The 19949-nt window shown below is 49.4% G+C and carries 10 protein-coding genes; 5 read left to right on the top strand and 5 right to left on the bottom strand.

Annotated elements, in window-relative coordinates:
• Positions 1 to 11: 11 nt before the first annotated feature.
• Positions 12 to 1685 (bottom strand): amidohydrolase, encoded by a 1674-nt coding sequence (locus tag WBJ53_RS26830; RefSeq protein WP_338871992.1) that lies wholly within the window; start codon positions 1683 to 1685, stop codon positions 12 to 14.
• Between the two features lie 269 nt (positions 1686 to 1954).
• Here WBJ53_RS26830 and WBJ53_RS26825 point away from each other — a divergent pair, with 269 nt between their 5' ends.
• Positions 1955 to 6043 (top strand): glycosyl hydrolase, encoded by a 4089-nt coding sequence (locus tag WBJ53_RS26825; protein ID WP_338871990.1) that lies wholly within the window; start codon positions 1955 to 1957, stop codon positions 6041 to 6043.
• A gap of 60 nt (positions 6044 to 6103) precedes the next feature.
• Here WBJ53_RS26825 and WBJ53_RS26820 read toward each other — a convergent pair whose 3' ends face one another.
• Positions 6104 to 7531 carry a Gfo/Idh/MocA family oxidoreductase gene (locus WBJ53_RS26820; RefSeq protein WP_338871988.1) on the bottom strand — a complete coding sequence of 476 codons (1428 nt, stop codon included), beginning with the start codon at positions 7529 to 7531 and terminating at the stop codon, positions 6104 to 6106.
• Positions 7532 to 7896: 365 nt separating this feature from the next.
• Here WBJ53_RS26820 and WBJ53_RS26815 point away from each other — a divergent pair, with 365 nt between their 5' ends.
• The 4 genes from WBJ53_RS26815 to rodA all read left to right on the top strand — a co-directional run bounded on the left by WBJ53_RS26815 (position 7897) and on the right by rodA (position 13398).
• Positions 7897 to 8799 carry an alpha/beta hydrolase gene (locus WBJ53_RS26815; RefSeq protein WP_338871986.1) on the top strand — a complete coding sequence of 301 codons (903 nt, stop codon included), beginning with the start codon at positions 7897 to 7899 and terminating at the stop codon, positions 8797 to 8799.
• Between the two features lie 82 nt (positions 8800 to 8881).
• Complete coding sequence (locus tag WBJ53_RS26810; protein WP_338871984.1) at positions 8882 to 9904, top strand: SMP-30/gluconolactonase/LRE family protein; 1023 nt, start codon at positions 8882 to 8884, stop codon at positions 9902 to 9904.
• A 135-nt stretch (positions 9905 to 10039) separates the two neighbouring features.
• Entirely contained in the window at positions 10040 to 12004 is a 1965-nt protein-coding gene (locus WBJ53_RS26805; protein ID WP_338871982.1) for a penicillin-binding transpeptidase domain-containing protein, read from the top strand.
• Between the two features lie 110 nt (positions 12005 to 12114).
• Positions 12115 to 13398: a rod shape-determining protein RodA gene (rodA, locus tag WBJ53_RS26800; RefSeq protein WP_338871980.1), complete on the top strand. Its 1284-nt coding sequence runs from the start codon at positions 12115 to 12117 to the stop codon at positions 13396 to 13398.
• Positions 13399 to 13436: 38 nt separating this feature from the next.
• On the opposite strand, the gene WBJ53_RS26795 is transcribed toward rodA, so the two are convergent.
• The 3 genes from WBJ53_RS26795 to WBJ53_RS26785 form a co-directional block, all read right to left on the bottom strand.
• Entirely contained in the window at positions 13437 to 13889 is a 453-nt protein-coding gene (locus tag WBJ53_RS26795; protein ID WP_338871978.1) for a lipocalin family protein, read from the bottom strand.
• A gap of 569 nt (positions 13890 to 14458) precedes the next feature.
• Entirely contained in the window at positions 14459 to 16273 is a 1815-nt protein-coding gene (locus tag WBJ53_RS26790; RefSeq protein WP_338871976.1) for a RagB/SusD family nutrient uptake outer membrane protein, read from the bottom strand.
• A 14-nt stretch (positions 16274 to 16287) separates the two neighbouring features.
• Positions 16288 to 19749, bottom strand: coding sequence for a TonB-dependent receptor (locus tag WBJ53_RS26785; protein ID WP_338871973.1), 3462 nt, complete (start codon positions 19747 to 19749; stop codon positions 16288 to 16290).
• Between the last annotated feature and the right edge of the window lie 200 nt (positions 19750 to 19949).

The raw sequence follows: 19949 nt of genomic DNA, 5'->3' as shown, positions 1-19949 counted from the left end.
CTCAATTGTTTCTATTTGCCTTTACTTTCAGCTTTCTTTTCCAGATCGGTACGCTGGTCGTTGCGGAGTGTTGGATATTTGATGCCAAGTTGTTCCAGATAGGTCTTGTATTTAGTCGGATCGTAGTAATACTTCTCCAGTTTGGGCTTGAATTCGGTCATGGTTTTCTGATTCAAATAAATAGCCGGAATCTCTTTCGATGAAATCAACGGCTGATATTTCGTTTCTTTCGTTTGTTCGTCGGTATAATACGCCCTGGCTTCCTGAATGATTTCGGGTTTCATTAGCAGATCGAGTAGCGTCATGGCCTCAACTTTAGCGCCAGCTACCACGCCTTTGTGGGCAATAGGGGTAGCCATCGAAATGGCGTCGGACCAGTGGTGTCCAGGCAACCCCGGAATGTTCGACGGATAGAGGAGCACAACCGTTGGTACGGCCCACGAAATATCTGAAATGTCGTCGGACCCTCCTGTCAACGGAACCATATTTTGTCCGCCCATCATCAGTGTAGGTGCCGTCGGAATGGGTGTGCCAATGGTATCCAGTTTCATGGCCAGTCCCTCGCGTTTGGGCGATTGCAGCTCTTTTTGCGTCGCCATAGCCAGCATCTGGTCTTCTGCCGACCAGGTTGGCAGGCCAATCTGTTTAATGTTTTTATACATGGTTTCGGCTATAGGCTTGTTAAAATGTCCCGGCCAGGCCGATCCCAGAATTTCGTAGGTAAATTTGGTGTCGGTCATCATGGCGGCTCCTTCGGCCATCTTTATGCCTTTTTCGTAAAGTGCCTTGATTTTCGGATACGATCGTTCCCGGAAATAATACCACACCGACGCTTTGGAAGGCACAACGTTTGGCTGGTCGCCACCATCGGAAATTACATAATGCGATCGTTGTGTGAGTTCGAGATGTTCGCGTCGGAAGTTCCAGCCGATGTTCATTAGTTCGACCGCATCCAGCGCGCTTCGTCCGCGCCAGGGAGCGCCCGCAGCGTGAGCCGCCTGACCTTCGAATGAAAATTTTACGGAAATCATACCATTATAGCCCGCATCGCCATAGGAAACACTCAGATTATCGGCTACATGCGTGAAAATGCAGGCATCTACGTTTTTAAAATATCCATCGCGTACGTAGAATGCCTTAGCCCCCAGCAGCTCTTCGGCTACCCCCGGCCAGAGCATCAGTGTGCCCGATAGTTTGTTCTTCTCCATCAATTGCTTTACCGTCAGGGCTGCCACAATATTGAGTGCCTGTCCCGAATTATGGCCTTCGCCATGCCCCGGCGCACCTTCTACAATGGGGTCTTTATAGGCCACTCCTGGCTTCTGACTAGCCTTCGGAATGCAGTCGACATCGGAACCAATAGCAATCATGGGTTTGCCCGATCCCCAGGTGGCAATCCAGGCTGTAGGCATCCCCGCAATACCTTTTTGTATTGTAAAGCCCTCTTTTTCCAGAATCGACGTCAGGTAATTAAGCGACTCTACTTCCTGAAAGCCTAGTTCGGCAAAGCTGAACAGCATATCGTTGATTTGCTGGGCCTGATCTTTACGTTGATCAATAGCACTAATTGCTTCTCGTTTTAGCTGGGCCAGCTTATCGTTCGAAGGCCCAGTTTTTTTGCTTTGAGCCAGTAGCAGAGCCGGACTAAGAATAAAGATCATTAGTAATTTTATGCTGGCTCTCATAAGGAAGGTAAAATTATATTTCATATATTGGTTAATTTGCTTTATAAATATATTGATTATCTGCAATTTATTATATCGATTTTTACGACCAGAATATACAATTAACAAGGGTCATTGTGTATTTTTTACAGAAAAGGCGATTGACTAGGAAAGTACATGATGGTGCATAGCGGCAAATTGGCAATATTTGGATTTGTGATTGTGATTTTCGCAGGTCAGTATAACCGTACACGATAAATACCTCGCTTAACCTAGTCGATAGTTTGTTCATGAAGAGACGCACGTTTCTGAAAAATAGCTCTGCTGCGGGGCTGGTTGCCCTGATTACGCCGTCGGGTATTGTGCAAATGAATAGCCAGCAAGCTCTGGCAGGACCTTTGGCCGAAAACTTTCTGAATCCGCCCGCATCGGCTCGCCCGCAAACGTGGTGGCACTGGATGAATGGCAATGTAACGGCCGATGGTATCACACGCGACCTGGAGGCTATGAAGCAGATTGGCCTGGGTGGATTTCAGAATTTCGATGCCGGAACAGGCATACCTAAAGGACCACTCCAGTATCTGAGTCCGGAATGGTTGAGGCTGAAAGAGCACACCATCAAGGAAGCCGGACGTCTGGGACTGGAGTTTACAATGCACAATTGTCCGGGCTGGTCGTCGAGCGGAGGGCCCTGGATCACTCCCGAGCTGGCTATGCAGGACGTATGCTGGAGCGAAACCTACATAACGGGCGGTAATTCGGCGACTATCTCACTGCCTAAGCCCCTAACCCGGCTCGGTTATTACCGCGATGTGTGCGTGCTGGCATTTCCGTCGCTGCCGGGCGAAAAGCCTCTGCAAGCGTTGGTGAGTAAAGCCACGGTCAGTAATGCTTCCGTCGACTTGCAGCAATTAAGTGGCGAGAAGAGTCAGGGTGTGGTTGTTCGGCCTTCCGAAGAGGGTAAACCGGCTTATTTGCAGCTAGAGTTTAACGAACCTTTTGACGCGCGTTCCCTTACCTTTCTGGCTAAACCCGTAGCCGTTAGTGCGCCATTGGGCGGGCAGGGCGGCTTTGGGGGAGGGCCGTCGTTCGCGGTGGAAGCGTCGGACGATGGTGTGAATTTTAAGAAATTCACGAATGGGAATCTGGGTCGTTCGGGCGATTATGACCTTGTTATCCAGGAGTTTCCCGCTACGAAAGCCCGCTTTTTTCGACTGGTTTTGCCCAGTGGGACCTGGAATCTTACGCAATTGCGATTGTCGGCTATAGCGAAACTGACCGACTGGCGAAAGAAAACGAATAAAACCTTCAATGGGGTAGACGTGACACCAGCATCGGCTAATTTGAATGCTATGGCTATCAGGCTGGGTTCTGTGGTGGATCTTACGTCGCAGATGGATAAAGAGGGTAAACTGACCTGGAATGCGCCGACTGGACAGTGGACGATTCTGCGAATTGGTTTTACTCCGTTGGGTGCGCTGAACCGTTCGGCTCCCGACACGGGCATTGGGCTCGAATGCGATAAATACAGCAAAGCCGCCATCGTGTTTCATTTTAATAAGATGATGGAAAATCTGTTGCCAACGCTGGGCCCACTGGCCCAGAAAGGCAAGGTTGGGTTGCTGATCGACTCGTATGAAATTGGTATGCAGAACTGGACTGCCGAATTTCCGCAGGAGTTTCGAAATCGGGCAGGATACGACCTGATTAGCTATTTGCCTGCATTGACGGGCCGGGTAGTGGAAAATGTTGACACGACCGAACGGTTTTTGTGGGATTTCCGCCGGACCCAGGCCAATCTGATGGCCGATAACTACTATGGTCAGTTCACCGACTTATGCCACCAGCACCAGATTATTGCCTATGCGGAACCCTACGACCGGGGGCCAATGGAGGAAATGCAGATTGGAGCCCGGATGGATGTTAACATGGGTGAGTTCTGGAATGGTTTGTCTACATTGTTTCAGAACAACTGGACCATGCGCCGAACCACCAAACTGGCTGCATCCATTGCTCATACGAATGGTAAAGGCGATGGAAAACCACAGGTAGTTGGGGCCGAAGCTTTTACGGGTGAGCCCGAATCGTCGCGCTGGCAGGAGTACCCGTTTGCCATGAAAGCTACCGGCGACAAATACTTTACGCAGGGGCTCAACCGAATCATTTTTCATCGGTATGCACATCAGCCGCATCCGTCGGCTGTGCCGGGTATGACAATGGGCCCCTGGGGCATTCACTTCGACCGAACCACTACCTGGTGGCCGGTTGGAACAAGCTGGATTCAATACCTGTCGCGGTGTCAATATTTACTTCAGCAAGGGCTGTTTGTAGCCGATCTGGCTTACTTTACGGGCGAGTCGGGTGGGGTCTATACCAGCGTGAGTCCCGATGAACTCAATCCGGCACCACCGCAGGGCTACGACTATGACCTGATTAATGCCGAAGTGCTCCTGAATCGGGCTAAAGTCAATAACAACCGCCTTGTGTTGCCCGATGGCATGAGCTATCAGGTTCTGATACTTCAGGATCAGAAGACCATTACGCTGGAGCTAGCCCAGAAACTTCGCGAATTTGTTCGGCAGGGCTTATGTCTGGTTGGAGCAAAGCCCGAGCGGACACCTGGGCTACGCGGCTATACAGCCGGTGATCTGGAATTTAAACAGATCGTTGATGAGCTCTGGGGAACAATCGATGGCATTACGGTTACCGAACATCTGTCTGGCAACGGACGCGTTTATTGGGGAATTCCGCTGACTGTTGTCTTGGAGAAATTAAAGGTAAAACCTGATTTTGAGGTATCGTCGCGGTCTGGCGATGCTCCCATTACGTATATCCATCGGCGAGTTGGCACAACGGATCTGTATTTTCTGGCAAATCAGCGCCGGACTTCTGAAGAACTGGTCTGCACGTTTCGAATTGATGGCCGTCTGCCAGAATTCTGGAATGCCAATACTGGACAGATTAGTCCGGTTTCGCTTTATGAATCGGCCGATGGGCGGATGCGGTTACCCGTACATATCGATCCATCGGGCTCTGTGTTCGTGGTTTTCCGGTCGCCTGCTGCGAGTAGGCGTATTCAATCGGTGCTTCAGAACAACAAACCCGTGTTAACCACCAAACCGTTTCCGTCGGTTGACCGGACACTCTACAAAGACCTTACGAATAACTTTACAATTGCGTTCTGGGCCAAACCTGAGCTGAACGTGATGTTAAGTACCCGTAACTTTATGGATACCATTGCCCACCCGTGGACGGATTATTATACAATTTATCCGCCGTCGGGCAACGGTCTATATGGCAACGGTCACGATACGTGCGGACTAGCCGTGGGCCGAAACGGTGTGGCTGTGTGGCAACATGGAGCCGGGAAACCAGTATTTATACTGGCTGCTCCAACGGCCATTTCGGGCTGGAGCCATATTGCCCTCGTTTATCAGGATGGCGCACCATCGGTTTTTGTCAATGGCAAACTAATCCAGCAGGGAAAAAGCAACGGAACAATTGTTCATCCGGGAGTGGGTCAGGCATACCTGCACGAAGGGGCGTCGTACTATAACGGCGATATGACACCGCCACACGTATTCCGGGAAGTGTTCAATGAGTCGCGCATTCGGCAACTGGCTACTAACGTTATTGCCAGCCAGCAGGAACGTCACCCTGTAGAACTAGCTGGTACAACAAAAGCCGCGTTACTTATCTGGCAGGATGGTCGATACACAACTCGTGACCAGGCTGGTCATGAAACGGCGTTCCAGATAACGGATTTGGGTAAACCTGTTGACCTAAAAGGTCCATGGCAGGTTAACTTTCCGCCAGATTTAGGTGCTCCGGCCACAATCACATTACCTGAGCTTGCATCGTTGCATAAGCATACCGATAGCGGAGTAAAGCACTTTTCGGGCACTGCAGTCTATCGGCAAACCGTGTCGGTTTCGGCCCGTCAGTTGGCTTCCAACAAGCGTCTGTGGCTGGATTTAGGGCAGGTAGAAGTTATTGCTGAAGTGCTGGTTAATGGAAAAAACCTCGGAATATTGTGGGCGCGGCCCTACCGGGTCGATATTACCGATGCCGCAAAAGCAGGAACGAATACTCTAGAAATCAGAGTGACGAATCTATGGCCAAACCGGCTCATTGGCGACGAATCGTTGCCCGAAGAAGCTACCTACACCCCCGGTGGCGGAGCCAGTGGTTTTGCGAGTTTGAGCAATGGGGCTATCGAAAAATTACCCGACTGGTATCAGCAGGGTAAACCAAAACCAACTGGTGGCCGCATAACATTCGCAACCTGGCAACATTACAACAAAGACTCACCATTGCTGGAATCGGGCCTGATTGGGCCCGTTACCCTACAATCGGCTGTGCTGAAAACCTTGTTTTAGTCATAAAGTCATTGGTCATTTGAGTGTTTTTCAAATGACCAATGACTTTATGATCAATGACTAACCCAGAATCTTCATGTTGATTGGGTCCCAGCTAATGGCTTTTTTCTGCGCATAGCTGATATTGCCACACTGCGTTGGTCCGCAGGCCCGTAAGCCAAATGTAGCATCTTCAACGTTGGGCGCACCCGTTCGAATGGAGTTGAAGAAGTTGGAAAAATGCTCGTACCGATCGCCTTTATAGTCTTTAGGGAACGAATACTTGAATTCCTTCGGACCTTCCAGCTCGGGATGCGGTGGATACATTTTGGCGTACTCCTTAATGAAGAGTTCCTTCTGATCTTTCGGGAAATTATCAATCGACATCCCCGGTGCTTTGGGGAATTTGTTGCGGTGAACCGTCAGCGAATCGAAACCGAGCGACAGGTCGCCTTCGGTGCCCACAATCCGTACGAGATAATTGCCACCACCACCATCAACAAAGTTGGAGCGGGTTGTCAGATTGAATTCTGGATGTTCGGCTGTTTTGGGATAATCGTAGATACTCAGTTGAATGTCGGGCACATCGCGACCGTCTTTCCAGTAGCGGGTGCCGCCCGTCGAATACACGCGGGTTGGACCTTTCGACCCCGTAACGCAGTGTAGCGAGGTGAGCAGGTGAACGTACAGATCGCCTGCAATACCCGTACCATAATCGGTGTAGTTCCGCCAACGGAAGAAACGGAGCGGGTCCCAGGGGCGTTTGGGCGCACTACCCAGATACGTGTCCCAATCGACGGTTTGGGGTGATGCATCGGGTGGAATCGAATATTGCCAGGCCCCCATAGCACTATGACGGTCATAAATGGCTTCGGCAAACACCAGCTCACCAATGTCGCCTGCTTTCAGAAGCTCACGTGCTTTGGCAATGAGTAACGAACTGGCAAACTGGCTACCAACCTGAAAGACCTTGCCCGTTTCTTTGGACACCTTGATCAGCGTATGGCCATCTTCAAACTTTTGCACCATGGGCTTTTCGCAATACACGTGTTTGCCCTTGCGCATAGCATCAGTCGAAATTTTCTCGTGCCAGTGGTCGGTCGTGCCGTTAATGATGGCATCGACATCGCTGCGTTCCAAAATCTCGCGGTAATCTTTGGTAACCGGTAGCTGATCGCCCCAGAGTTCTTTGGCCCGGCGCAACCGGCCATCATACAGGTCGCAGGCGGCAACCATCTCAACGCCATCGACCATCAGGGCCGTTTGCGTATCGCCGATTCCCATGCCTCCGGTACCGATGAGAGCAATACGAACTCTGTCGTTGGCGGCTGTGCTCGCGTGATTCTTGATCAAATTCAGGTACTGAGGTACGGGAGAGCTTTTGGCTTCTGCCAGTGCGGCTGGTGCTGCGGCAGCGGCTGTACCGGCAATACCGAGTGTCTTCAGGAAAGACCGGCGGGAGTTTAACCCGTTGTTCTCTGATGAAGTCGCCCGTTTGTCGTTCTTCATAATACAGTAGATTGAGGATTATAAGGGATTGTGAGCCGAAGATTCATTGGAAACAGACTAATGAGCTAGTGTTGTTCCATAAATTATGGGCTAGTTGCCAATGAATCTTCTGTAAAATTAAGGTAAGTCTTCAGTTAATTATTAAAAATTTTAAGAAATATAAAGTGAATAAATAAGGCGTTGGACACTTTTAGGATGCACACAATAAGAGATCAGAGCCGGTTTGCTTTCGTTATAACGGATTCGGCATTAAAAGTGTAGCTTGCAATCAACACATTACTACTGCTGGTAACTGTATCTGAAAACGACAAACTTCGTCAGAATGGGTATCGCTATCGGTAAAAAATCATACAACCGTAATATTCATGAAACTAGTGCTACTTACGCTTGCTGTATTGTATTCAACCTGTTTGTTTGCCCAGCATCAACCTTTAGAGATAATATATGGTCGAAAAGACGGTATGGCTTTGACCATGCAGATTCTTAGGCCGACCCATCGCAATGGAAAAGCAATTATTTCGGTGGTTAGTGGAGGCTGGCGCTCGTCTTACGACAAGGTTGCGCCTTACGTCAAAGAAGCCAAACCCTTAGTTGACCGGGGGTATACCGTATTTCTGGTGTTACACAGTTCAGTACCCCGCTATACGGTCGATGAGGCTGCTCAGGATATTCAGCGAGCCATTCGTTTTGTCCGTTTACACGCGCGGGCCTATCAGATCGACCCCGAATCAATCGGAATTATGGGAGCATCGGCCGGTGGGCATCTGGCCTTGCTTGCGGCTACAACCAACAGCCCAGTCGACACCACTCAGCAAGATCCTACCAATCGAGTATCGGCCCGAGTTCAGGCGGTAGCCTGTTTATATCCTCCTACCGATTTCCTTGATTTTGGTAAACCCGATTATAATCCTTTTACCCATAAAGCATTTTTAAAGAAGTATAACCGGGCTGCGGCATTTGATTTTAAGGAGTGGGATGAGCGCCGAAAAAAATACGTATCGATGAAAAGTGCTGAAGAAAAAACAGCTTTGTTGAAGAAGCTATCCCCCGTTTATCAGGTTTCGTCGGACGATCCGCCGGTGTTGCTTGTGCATGGCGATGCCGATCCGCTAATTCCGCTTCAGCAGTCAGAATTGCTAATCAGTAAACTAAAGCAGGCCAATGTACCTTGCGAATTACACATAAAAAAAGGTGCTGGCCACGGCTGGGATGATGAAACGGAAGAAATAAAGGCTTTTGCCGACTGGTTCGACAAATACCTCAAGTGAAAAACGGCGGCCTGTTGTCTTTTACGTAAAGCGTATTGAATCGCACGCTAAATCTAAAAGATTCCTAAACCATTCTTGATAAATGAAACCACTCGTACTTATAGGCCTGCTGCTGGCTGGATTGGGGCAGACGCTGGCGCAAACAACGCCGTATCCGACCATTGGGCAAATCGTTCGCCTTGATCCCCGTATCGATAAGCTGATTCCGAAAGATGCCCAGATTGAAGTATTAGCCAGTGGATTTGTATGGACAGAAGGCCCGGTTTGGGTAAAAAACCATGATGAGGTGGCAGGCAATTTTCTGCTGTTTTCCGATGTGCCGCAAAACACCATTTTCAAGTGGACCGAAAAGGAAGGTGTTACGTCATTTCTGAAACCGTCGGGCTACACTGGTTTGGGCGTTTATGGCGATGAACCCGGTTCGAACGGCCTTACTATTGACCGAAAAGGACGACTTATTGCCTGCGAGCATGGCGATCGACGCGTGACGGCTATGCCTCTGGATGGCATTGGTGGCAAACGTACGCTGGCCGATAATTACAATGGCAAACGATTCAATAGTCCGAACGATGTGGTTGCTCACTCCAGCGGGAGCTATTATTTTACCGACCCACCCTACGGAATGCCGAAGAAAGAGAAAGACCCTATGCGCGAGATCGATAATTTTGGCGTTTACCGGATTGCACCCAACGGTGCGGTTTCGCTGGTAGTTGGCGACCTTACCCGACCCAATGGTATTGCGCTCTCACCCGATGAAAAAACGCTCTATGTAGCGCAATCCGATCCATCCCGACCCGTTATTATGGCGTATTCGTTACTGGCCGATGGCTCCGTGGCTAAAGGCCGGGTGGTGTTTGGAGCCGATGGATTGAAAAAGCAGAATCTGGAAGGTGGATTCGATGGTATGAAAGTCGACAAAGAGGGGAACCTATGGGCTACAGGGCCGGGAGGTGTACTGGTGTTATCGCCAGCAGGCGATTTTCTGGGCCACATCAAAATTGGCGGAGCAACAGCCAATTGCGCCTGGGGCGACGACGGCTCTACGCTCTACATCACGGCCGATATGTATCTATGCCGGTTGAAAACCACAGCCAGAGGATGGTAGTGTTTAATGATGAATTATGAATGATAAATGATTAACAAAAAATAGCTTTTCCCTATATCATTTATCATTCATAATTCCTTATTAATACGTTAACTTTGTATAGAGCACGTAGCTTGGTAGTAAGAATTTATTTTCATGCTGGAGAATCGTAAGTATGTCATCATAGGTGTGTTTTGCCTTATGGCGGTGACATATCTGGCCCGGTTATTTTATTTACAGGTAGTAGACGATACCTATTCGTTAGGAGCCTCGAAGAATTCAATTAAGCGAGTTATTGAAATTCCTTACCGTGGGCAGATCTATGATCGCAACAATCAGCTCATTGTTTATAACACACCTGTCTATGATCTGTATGTGACCCCTAAGAAGGTTAACATACCGGATACGGCCGCTTTTTGCCGTCTCATGGACATTTCCCGAACCGATTTTGATAGTATAATGGGCCTGGCTCAGAACTATTCGTCGGTGAAGCCTTCGCTGTTTTTACGGCAGCTTTCCAAAGAAGATTTTGCCCGGATTCAGGATGCGTTGGTCGATTATCAGGGGTTTGAGCCCGTGATTAGCTCCATGCGAACTTACCCGGCTCACACGCTGGCTAATGCACTCGGATACGTTAGCGAAATCAGTAAAAAGCAGCTCGACAATCAGGATATTCCCTACTATCGGCAGGGCGATTATGTAGGGCATAACGGTTTGGAAGAACAGTATGAAGAACAACTGCGTGGCAAACGGGGCGTAAAGTTTGTGATGCAGAACGTTCGGGGCGTAAACAAAGGCCCCTGGAAAAACGGGGCTTTCGATACACTGGCTGTGGCCGGACAAAATCTGATTACGGGCATCGATGTAGAAGTTCAGAAATATGCCGATAGTCTGATGCAGAACAAAGTAGGAGCCGTATTGGCGGTTGAACCATCGACCGGCGAAATTCTGGTTTCCGTGTCGGCACCCACATACGACCCCAACTTGCTGTCGAGTCGGTTCTTTTCGAAAAACTATCGAACACTAATCAAAAACCCTTATAAACCCCTCATTAACCGGCCCATTATGGCTAGTTATCGGCCGGGGTCAACGTTTAAGCTAATTCAGGCGCTGATTGCCCAGCAGCAGGGGTCGCTTTTTCCGAATACGTTTTATGGTCATGCCGGGTCGCCAATGCGCTGTCACTGTAGGGGGGGGAATAACCTGCGTGGGGCTGTTCAGAACTCCTGCAACCCTTATTTTTACTATGTATTCCGGAAGTTTCTCTATTTTAATGGAAACCCAAATACGTTCAAGGCGTCGGCTATTGGCTTGCAGCAGTGGCACGATATGGTGGAGAAGTTTGGTATTGGAGCGCGGCTGGGCGTCGATTTGCCGAGTGAACTGAAAGGCAATCTGCCATCACCTGAATACTACGATAAGGCATATCATGGCGCCCTTCGGTGGAAATTCTCCAATGTTTACTCGCTTAGCATCGGCGAAGGCGAATTATTGATTAGTCCGCTCAAACTCGTGAATTTGGCGGCTACCATTGCTAACCGGGGCTGGTATATTACTCCGCATTATATTAAAGGATTTGGTAAAGCAGGGCTGAGCGTTCCGGCCGAATATCACGAGCGGCACGAAACAGGTATCGATTACAAGTATTTTCTTCCTGTTATCGACGGTATGCGCGGGGCTGTTGCACATGGCACCGTAACACCACTGGCCAACATTGAGGGCATCGACTTGTGTGGCAAAACCGGAACTTCGCAGAATGCCAAGTTTGGCCATAAATATGACCACTCGATTTTTATTGGCTTTGCGCCCATGAACGATCCTAAAATAGCGGTAGCTGTTTTTGTTGAAAATGCGGGATGGGGTGGTAAAGCTGCTGCATCGGTAGCCGCACTGGTTGCCGAACGATACCTCAAACGCAAAACGGAAGCAAAACGGCTGGAAGAACAGGTGATGGCTTCGAACTATATGCCACCTGCCAGTATGCTTATTAAGCCCAAAGCCCCTTCTTCGTCTAAAAAAGATACGACGAAAAAAGACCCAAAACCGGCTCAGCCCAAGCCTTTCATGACATCGACGAAGCCTAAAACGACAACTACGGCATCAGGCATAAGCGGAAATTAGAATATACGGTTTGCAGTTTTCGGTTGCCTTGCCATAGGAGGATGTATGCCGATAAGCAGCGCAACTGTAAGCCGTATACGGAATACCATAAATCATAAACAAATACAATCTTGTCTCGGCATAACGACCCATTTACTCAGGACATCGACTGGCTGACGCTGGTGCTATATCTCGGCTGTGTAACGCTGGGATGGCTCAACGTATATGCGGCTGTCTACAGTCCGGAAGATCATACGAGTTTATTTGACATGACCACCAACGCTGGTAAGCAGATCATGTGGATTGGCACAACGGTGATTCTGATTATCTGTATTCTGGTAGTAAATCATAAATTTTTCGACTCCTTCGCCTATTTGTTTTATGCCTTTATGATCCTGATGTTGTTGCTGGTTCTGGTGGCTGGAGCTAATATCAAAGGGTCGCACTCGTGGTTTAAGTTCGGATCTTTTCAGATTCAGCCCGCCGAGTTTGCCAAAATGGCCACGGCTCTGGCCCTGGCCAAGTACATGGATAATCCGGGTATTAACCTGACGAAGCAGAAAGATCTGATGTATATCGGAGGAATTATTATTCTGCCCTGTATTCTGATTCTGGCCTCTAACGAAACCGGCTCTACGCTTGTTTTTTCGTCATTTGCCATTATGCTATATCGGGAAGGATTGCCCGGCTGGATTCCGGCAGTTGGTATTTCGGCGGCTGCTTTATTTGTGCTGGCGCTTATTTTTCCGAAGCTCTACATCTTTATCGGTATTGTGGCTCTGCTGCTCATCGTAATTGCTCTGATGCCGCGCTATAACCGCACAACCAGCAATCTGATTTCGATGGGCATTGTGGGTGCCGTTATGATGGTCTTTGTTACGGGCGTTGATTTCTTTGTAAATAACATACTTCAAAAACACCAGCGCAACCGGATTAAAGTACTCGTCGATCCAACGATTGACCCGCTGGGCGTTGGCTGGAACGTAACACAGGCCAAAATTGCTATCGGCTCGGGCCGCCTTCAGGGGAAAGGTTTTCTGGAAGGAACGCAAACCAAGTTTGACTTTGTGCCTGAGCAAAGCACCGATTTTATTTTCTGCACCATTGGCGAGGAACATGGCTTTGTGGGCAGCGCTATTGTAATTGCGTTGTTTGTTGGGTTGTTGTGGCGCATTATTATTCTGGCCGAAAAACAGCGCAGCAAGTTTGCCCGAGTCTATGGCTATTGTGTGGCCGGAATCATTTTCTTCCATGTGATGGTAAACGTTGGTATGACCATCGGGCTGATGCCGGTTATTGGTATACCCTTACCCTTTTTCAGCTACGGAGGGTCGTCGCTCTGGTCGTTTTCCATTCTGCTGTTTATCTTCCTTAAACTCGATTCGCGTCGAACAGCTCTGTCGCGCTGGAATTAAGCTGGCGGCAGGTTTGCGGTGGCTTTGAATAAATTATGTCAAACCCGTTGATAAACAATGGTCATGTGTTTGGCATGGGTCGGATTGGGCATTTTGGGGTTGTCGGTATAGTTGAACGTCCAGGTCATCGTATTTCCCTTAATGCTGATTTCGTAGGTTGCTGGCGGAATTTCTTTCATGGAAGTAGTAACGATCAGTCTGTTGCCACTTAGTGCCCATTTGCCATTTGCATTCATCGATTCAATAGTTTTTTTCATCGCTCCACAGGCTTCCGGTACTTTGCTTTCCAGGAAACCACCGCTTTTGAAGGCGTAAATGATGTCTTTGGTACAGGGCATAGTTTGGGTCATCATCGCCATCATATCGGTAGCTTTACCGTTGCTTTCGGTAAGGGTCATGCTGGTTCGTTTCCAGTTGCCTTCAATACCGCTGACGGGTAGAGCCGCGACCGAAAGCAGAACACTACTCAAGGCAAAAAATAGCTTCATCATTTGCTATAATTGGTTTATGTGGGGTACAGTGTTTACAGAGGGCAACCTGCCTGCTGTCAGTGTATAGCCTCTCTATACGCGATAAATTTGCACAACTCCTGATTGCCAGCCTATGCTTATGACAATTTAGTTACATTTGGGTTGCAACAATAGCGCTATCCATTGAAAATGGATTACTTCTCAGGCTAATGTATCCTGGTCACTTAAACAGCAACTGGCTATGCATATATAGATCGTGCTGCCACATGGGCCATGAATGATCTCCTCGCTGTACTGGTATTTTACGCCCATCTCGTTCATGATCTGGCAAGCTAAGAAACCCAATCTGGTGGCTTTGACTACAGTGGTTTATAAGTTAGTTCGTCCGTGGTTTACTGTCGCCCGAAGGGGTCAGAAATAGTTGGACCGCCGATGTGAACAAAAGTGATGCGCCAGCCTTTGCTTAACCTATAGAAATCGGAGCGGGAACCTTCGGTAGATGCTTACCCGAAGATCCCCGCTCCTGCGTCGGTATGACAAAAAACTACTGAAAAAAGGGTTAAAGAACGCCTTCTTGTCAGTCATGCTGCTTAATAGCCCGGATTTTGTGGGAATTTAGGACCATCTACCACCCGATCTATCTGCGACTGCGGAATGGGCCGTAGCATATGAAAATCCTGAATATAAGGGGCCGCTTCCGGGTTCCAGGCTTTCACCCGACGTACCAGCGAACGGGTACGAACCAGGTCATGCCACCGTTGCCATTCGCCAAACAGTTCGCGGGTGCGCTCATCCAGGATAAAGTCTACAGTTACGTCGTCGGCCGTGATGGTCATGGCAGCCGCAGCCGCAGCGTTCTGAGCCGCCGTATTCGTTTTCCGGTAAGCCGCCCGTTGCCGCACTACATTGAGCAGAGAAGCCGCCTTAGCCGCATCGCCCGCTTTCAGATAGGCTTCGGCACCGGTCAGGTATACATCCGAAAAGCGGTATAGCACACAGGGGCGGGTAGAAGGGTCGTTGAAATTGGCACCCCGGCTAGGGTCCATGAATTTCTTCAGAGCCGGGAAAATGCCATTATCCCACATGCTGGGTGGTACCACAATGCCCTTGAATGGACGTGTGCCGATAAATTGTGGCGCTCCTTCCACTTCAAAGTCGGGTATCCAAACGGCGGTATCTGCCCCTACCACGGTTGTATAGCTAATGCCCCGTTTGTTGTTGGCCGCAGTAGCACTGTTCGTAACCGAGGTATTGGCAATATAAACCGTATAGAACGAATTCATAAACCGTGAATCGATAGTACGATTCGTAAAGGCCTGATCCAGAAAGTAGGTCTTGCCAGCGTTTGCTCCTGTGGTCCATTTATAGCTGTTGGGCCGCATCCGAACGTATGGACGACCGTACTGCGAATCACGGATCATCAGCGAAGTACCACTGTTCACGAAGCCTCCTGTGGCACTTTTGAAGGAATTGACCCCACTATTATTCGGGTAATTCCAGTTGGTAAACCAAGGGCTCAGATTTTGGGCTGCTCCACCACCAGCCGCTCCACCAACGGTATAGTAGCCATATTTTGGGTCGAGCACGTGATCGCTGACAAACATGGTTTCCTTCCCATAATCGTTAGCCGGTACGAATGCATCGCCAAAGTCCTGCCATAGATCGAGGCCGTACGATGATTTATTGGCAATAATATCAGCACAAATGGCGGCCGCCTGCGAAAAATCAGAGGCTGTGTTGTTGAGCCAGCCGCGCGTTAGGTATGCCTTTGCCAGTAGCAACTGAGCCACCGGTTTGGTAGCCGCTTTTCCCAGAAACGGAGCGGTTGGCGTATTGGGTAGATCGGTGGCCGCTTCAGTCAGGTCCTTAATGATTTGTTCATATACCTGAGCCGCCGGTTGGCGGGATGCTGCCTGAGAAGCTACCGTAATAAATTCGGTATGCAGCGGAACATCACCCCAGGTCTGTACCAGATAGAAATACCAGAAACCCCGTAAAAACTTGGCCTGAGCCAGATACTGCTTCCGGGTTGCATCTGGCAAATCGACTGTCTGGCCGTACTTCAATACCCCATTGATCGTGTTGATGTCCTGGAAGGCTATCCCCCAGGCCGCACCGAAATTACTCCCGTTCAGCCCATTATAGGTGTAGGCAGGGCCACCACCTGAACTGGCTCCCATCAAAAACTCATCGGTGCCTGCCTGCATTTCAACGGTGAAGCCTTCCGTTCCCCACTGGGATCGAATGTCATTATACACCCCGGCAATGCCCCCAAGCACCCCGGCTGCACTGTTGAAATAAGACGGAACAATTTGTGATTGCGGATTCTCTTCCAGTATCTTTTCGCAGCCTGTGCTCATCAGAGCGGTCAGGCTAACGATAAATCCAATTTTTATTGCTTTCATGGGAATGTCGACAGTTAGAATTTAAGGTTTACACCAAACGTAAATTGGCGAACGGGCGGATTGTTGAGGTTTATCGCAATCTGACGCTGCTGCGTTGCCGTATCCGCTCCCTGGGAACTTACGGTAGAGCTGGCATAGCCGTTCCCTTCTGGATCGACAGCCAGTTTATCGCGCACCAACGGCGAATACAGAATAAGCGGATTGGTGACGTTCAGATAGAGCCGGGCTGAGTTCATACCCACTTTTTTAAGAAACTGACCCGAAACCGTATAGCCCAGATTAATGCTTCTGACTTTTATGAACGAACCATCATAATACCCCAATGTTGAGGCAAAGTAGGCAACCGCGCTACCTGCATCGGGGGCTGGGAAGGCATTGGTTGGGTTGGTTTCAGTCCAGTAATCGACTTTCACCTGATTGGAACGAGCCTGGTTGAAGAAGGCAAATCCACCGCCACCGCCCGAATTACCCGTCAGGTACGGAACAACTACTTTCATCCCCATACGGGCAAACGTAACAATCGACAAATCGAAATTTTTGTAGTTGAACCGATTGGTCAGACCAGCTTCAAATTTGGGCTGGAAATTGCCCAGAATCTGCCGGTCGGAAGGGTCGATCTTGCCATCGCCGTTGACATCCTCAACCCGAATCTGGCCCGGAAACTGAACCGGCGAGGTTTGTTTGGCCAGCGTACCATTCTCTTTATCGGCCGTTTGCCAGATACCAATCTTTTTATAATCGTAGATAACCGAAAGGGGCTGTCCAACAAACCAGCCTGCGGCCACATTGGAGAGCTCGGTTGGGGTAGTGAGCTGGGTGATTTTTTCGCGGTTGAAATAGTAAACGGCATCCACGCTCCAGTTAAAGCCTTTAGGATTTCGGAAGACATCGACTGTCAGCGACGTTTCCAGACCTTTTCCTTCCGTTCTGCCCAGGTTTTTCAGCGTCGATCCGGCCCCATTACTGGCTGGGAGTGGTACCGACAGCAGAATATCCTTCGTTTTCTGGTGATAGTAATCAATCGAGCCCGTAATACGGTTGTTCAGCAGGCCAAAGTCAAGACCAAGATCGATCTGTTCTGTAGACTGCCAGCCTAAATTGGTAGCCGGAAGGCTGGTAACCGTATAAGCCAACTGCTGCCCAGCCGTGCCCGTTCCAAAATTGTAATACCCCGCCGACAAGGCTCCCAGTGTAGAGTAGGCACCTACGTTTCGGTTGCCCGAAATACCCCAGCTTCCCCGTAGTTTCAGGTTCGAAATAACTGGAACGCTTTTCATGAAAGGCTCTTCAATGATATTCCATCCTGCCCCAATGGCCGGGTAGTTAAAGTACCGATTGGCGGGCGAGAGCGTCGACGAACCATCCCGGCGCAACGTCAGGGTCAGCAGATAGCGGTCATTGTAGCTATAGTTTACCCGACCCATGTAGGAAAGCAATCCGGTTTCTGAAAAGGAGTTTCCATAGTCCGAAGCCGCAACCGGTGTTCCAGATGCCAGCGAGAAATTACCCGTTTTAATGTAATCGGCCGGAACCCCCGTGATCGTGAATCGGCTACCCAGCGAGTGATTTTTGGTGTATTCATACAGTGCCGTAGCGCCCAATTTATGTTTGCCAAACGTTTTGTCATAATACAATAAATGCTGGAGGTTGACATCCCAGTATTCGGTATTGCTGATTTCGGCGTTAGACGACGACTGAACCGTAGCAGAGTTAAAATAGGTCAGCGGGCCATTATACCCATTGAAATTCGACTGGCTGAAATTCAATCCGGCGTTGAAGCGGTAGCGCAAACCGGGCAGTAGGTTTACTTCGGCATACAGGCTGTTGAATGTTCGTAGCGAACGGGTGCTATTTAAATACGAATCTTTCTTGGTGATGATCGTCAGGGGGCTGATCCGTGCCGCATCGATGGAGCCTTCTGCCGGGAACAGGTTTAGCGAGCCATCCGCATTATAGGGCGAGGCCAGGGGTGTTAAACTCACCAGACCGCCCGGAATGCCGCCCCCGCCTGGGGTATTGGTATACGTCAGGGTATTAAGTGTGTTCAGGCCAACTCTAATCCGCTTGCCAATGCGCTGGTCTATAGTAGCCCGTATGTTCACCCGGGTAAAATTCTGGCTGGGAATAACCCCTGTTTCATTGAAATAACCCAACCCCAATGAATACTGTGTATTTTCGACACCGCCTGTCATGCCCAACTGGTGGTTAGTCATAAAGCCAGGTTTGTAAATCAAATCCTGCCAGTCGGTCGAAACACCGGCAGCCAATGCGTCCTGTTCTTTCTGAGTAAGCGGATAGGCCGTAGTGCCGGGCGCAGTCCGATTGTATTTCGCAGCGTCGGCTTTAAACTGGGCGTATTCGGGGCCATTAAAGACATTGTATTTGCCCATGATGGTGGTAACGCCATGATAGCCGTCGTAACTAAATACTGGCTTGCCCACTTTTCCCCGTTTGGTGGTTACCAGAATAACCCCGCCCGATCCTCTCGATCCATAGATAGCCGTTGCCGAAGCATCTTTCAGGATTTCCAGGTTAACAATGTCGTCGGGGTTGATGTCGTTGAGCCCGCCGTAGGGGATGCCATCGACAACAACCAACGGCCCGTCCAGGTTATCGCCCGTACCTGGGTTTGTGCTGCTGGTCAGCGTCCGGTTACCCCGGATACGGATTTGGGGCTGCGCACCGGGTGTAGTTCCATTACTCACAATAGAAACCCCTGCTGCCCGACCCTTTAGCTGATTGAGCAGGTTAGGGGCGGGAACTTCTTTTAATGTGGTCTCATTCACCGATGCTACGGCTCCGGTAATGTCGCGCTTGCGCTGCGTACCGTATCCAACTACCACGACCTCATTTAAGGTTTTGTCGTCAGCCGTCAGCGTAATATTAACCACCGACCGGGTGCCTACAGTTACCTCCTGGGTAGCATAGCCGATGAACGAGAAAACCAGTACAGTACCAGCATCCTCAGGAACAGATAAACGGTAAGTACCATTGCCGTCGGTCGTTGTTCCGCGTGTCGTATTCTTGATCTGAATATTTACGCCGGGTAAAGCTTCACTGTTTTCCCCTGTAACCCGGCCCGTAATTTGTCGGTCCTGCGGTTGTTCGGGCCGAATGTCGCCAGAGGTTTTTTCCAGTGGAGCCACCGTAGGAATCGTCTCGCGTTTGATAACGATCTGTTGCCCAACTACCTCGTAGCTCAGATTGAGAGGTGCCAGGATGTGATCCAGTACGAGAGAAAGCCGTTCGTTTTTCGCCTGATAATTGATTTTTCGTTTCGATTGAATGATTTCCCGGCTAAACAGGAATTGAACATTCGCTAGTTTTTCAATTCGTTTGATCGTTGTCTCAACATCCTCATTTTGAGCGGAGATACTAACACGACGGGTTAAGAGTTCCTGGGCCTTTCCGTCCAGGGCAAGGCTTGCATTAGCTAAAGCAAGCACGAATAGGAGTTGCAGGCTTGAAAATTTCATAATCCTGAGCCATACATTACGGTTCAATAAGCAAGAATGCATAGGTTTGTAATTGTTGTTGGTTTCTGGGAAGAACTGACAATAATTCGCTGTCCCTTTGGTAGAGGGAGAATGTGTTAGTAAGACACATTTAGGGCGATTCCGAGCGATAGTGTTGGTAGCACTATCGCTTTTTCGTGTAGAAAGCGAGACGTACTAAT

This window comes from Spirosoma sp. SC4-14 (assembly GCF_037201965.1).
In the GTDB taxonomy this organism is placed as follows: Bacteria; Bacteroidota; Bacteroidia; order Cytophagales; family Spirosomataceae; genus Spirosoma.
This window is presented reverse-complemented; position numbering and strand designations above follow the sequence as displayed.